Source organism: Promicromonospora kroppenstedtii DSM 19349, assembly GCF_000515355.1.
GTDB lineage: Bacteria > Actinomycetota > Actinomycetes > Actinomycetales > Cellulomonadaceae > Promicromonospora > Promicromonospora kroppenstedtii.
Genome location: NZ_KI911584.1, coordinates 2,631 through 4,349, shown reverse-complemented (window position 1 = coordinate 4,349; position 1,719 = coordinate 2,631). Strand labels below are relative to the sequence as shown.

Below are 1,719 nucleotides of genomic sequence, written 5' to 3'. Positions count from 1 at the left end.
GGTCAGCTTCTCCACGTACGGGAGATCGAGGAGCATCCCTTGCGCTGAAGCAAGGCGAGGAGCGTCGCGAGGTGGTGCTCGAACTGCGAGAGGTGGTTCAGCCCGAGGTCCCGGACCATCGGCACGAGCTCGTCGAACAGGCGCCGGGCCGCGAGCGGGTCGAGGCCGGCGTACTCGACATAGACCGGTGGTCGATGTCGATCAGCGCCCAGCCGGTCTCCCTCGTCGCCTTGTACTCCTTGCGGAAGATCGCGTGTAGCTCCTTCTCCGTGTCGGGCACCGTCGGGTCGACGTAGATCTCGGCGAGCTCCTTCAGCCTCAGGCCCCGCCCCCCCTCGTGCCGCTGCCGCGGGTCGAGGAGGTGGGCCATGATGCGCGTGTCGAACGCGCGGGGGCCGAGCTCCTCGATCGTCACGCCGAAGTCGTGGTCGATGACCTGGAGGTCGAAAGGCGCGTTATGGAGGGTGAAGTGCCGCGGCTGCCGGAGGGCTCGCACGATCGCCTTCTCGAACATGTCGGCCCGGAGCACGTAGGCCGTGTCCCCGGTTGCCGAACTGCACGAGGCGGCAGGCGAAGCCGCGCGAGTAGATGTTGAGGCCGGTGGTCTCGGTGTCGAGGCCGAGCACCTTGTCGCCGCGGGCGAGGAAGTCGTCGAAGGCGTGGAGGTCGCGGGGCGCTCTCCACGTAGTTGATGGTCACCTCGTCGCCAGCGAGGCGGCGGGTTGTCGTTCTCATCGGGCGGGCCCTTTCGTTAGCGGGTGCACGAGACCCCCGCACCTCGTCGAGGAGATGCGGGGGCCGGGGGAGGGTCAGGAACGGAGGCCGGCCCAGCAGTCCGGGCAGGCGCCGAACCGCAGGGTTCCGTCGTCGGTGAACGCGAGCCAGCACGCCGGGCAGATGGATTCCGCCCGGTCGAGACCGAGACCCTCGGAGCCCTCCTCGCGGAGGGTCTCGGTCAGGGCGTCGGCGTAGACGTGCTGGGCCCGGCTGTAGGGCAGGACGAGCGCGGGCATGGCCGCTCCCTTCGGTCAGAGCACGTCGTCGAGGCTCGGGCCCTTGGACGGTGCATCGGGGGTTACAGGGAGGGAATCGGCCCGCGGCGCCGTATCGGCTCGCTCTTCTTCGGGGTCAATTCCCCTTGTCGGTCTGGCGCATGCGGCGGATGCCCTCGAACGCCATGCCCTGCTTCCCTCGGCGCTTCGGGTGGCCGCGCTCTTCCAGGGCCCGGAAGAACGTTTGCCGGGTCCAGACCTCGCGGGCGGGGAGGTTCTCCTCCGTGGCCCACGCGAGGTAGGCCTCGAAGAGGAGCTTCCCCTCGACGCGGCCGGCGCCGGAGTCGGCGACGTACACGCCGGGCAGGAAGCCCGCGAGAGCGTCGGACGTCTCGCGGTACTCGGACGTCGCGTTGCGCACGACGTCGGGCTCCTGGAGGCCGGACCGGAACCACTCGATCGAGCCGCGCACGGCCCACGCCAGGATGCCGGCGCGCTCCGCGAGGAGCTTCTCGCCGAGGCGGTGGTCGCGCTCCTCGGGGCGAAGAACCGCTCCCAGGGGATGAGCTTCACGCGGCGCCAGAGGCCCTCGTCCTGCCCCGCGAAACTCGGGCTTAAAGTTGGTCGCCAGCATGAGGAGGAACGTCGGGCGGAACTCGAAGAACTCCTTCCGCATGAGGCGCGCGGCGATCAGGTCCTTTCCGGTGACGCGCTTCAGCACGGCCTC

3 protein-coding genes are annotated in these 1,719 nt (G+C 69.7%); all 3 read right to left on the bottom strand.

The annotated features are described in order from the left end of the window. Positions 1-97 precede the first annotated feature (97 nt). Positions 98-529: a 3'-5' exonuclease family protein gene (locus PROKR_RS30440; protein WP_051432612.1), complete on the bottom strand. Its 432-nt coding sequence runs from the start codon at positions 527-529 to the stop codon at positions 98-100. Positions 530-809: 280 nt separating this feature from the next. Then, entirely contained in the window at positions 810-1,013 is a 204-nt protein-coding gene (locus PROKR_RS02565; RefSeq protein ID WP_036959165.1) for a hypothetical protein, read from the bottom strand. Positions 1,014-1,128: 115 nt separating this feature from the next. Continuing rightward, positions 1,129-1,719, bottom strand: a 591-nt coding sequence (locus tag PROKR_RS02560; protein ID WP_036959358.1) for a hypothetical protein, incomplete at its 5' end; no start/stop codon positions are given.

Excerpts from the sequence above, each read along its gene's own strand:
- PROKR_RS02565 (WP_036959165.1), bottom strand. The coding sequence starts at position 1,013 with ATGCCCGCGCTCGTCCTGCCCTACAGCCGGGCCCAGCACGTCTACGCC.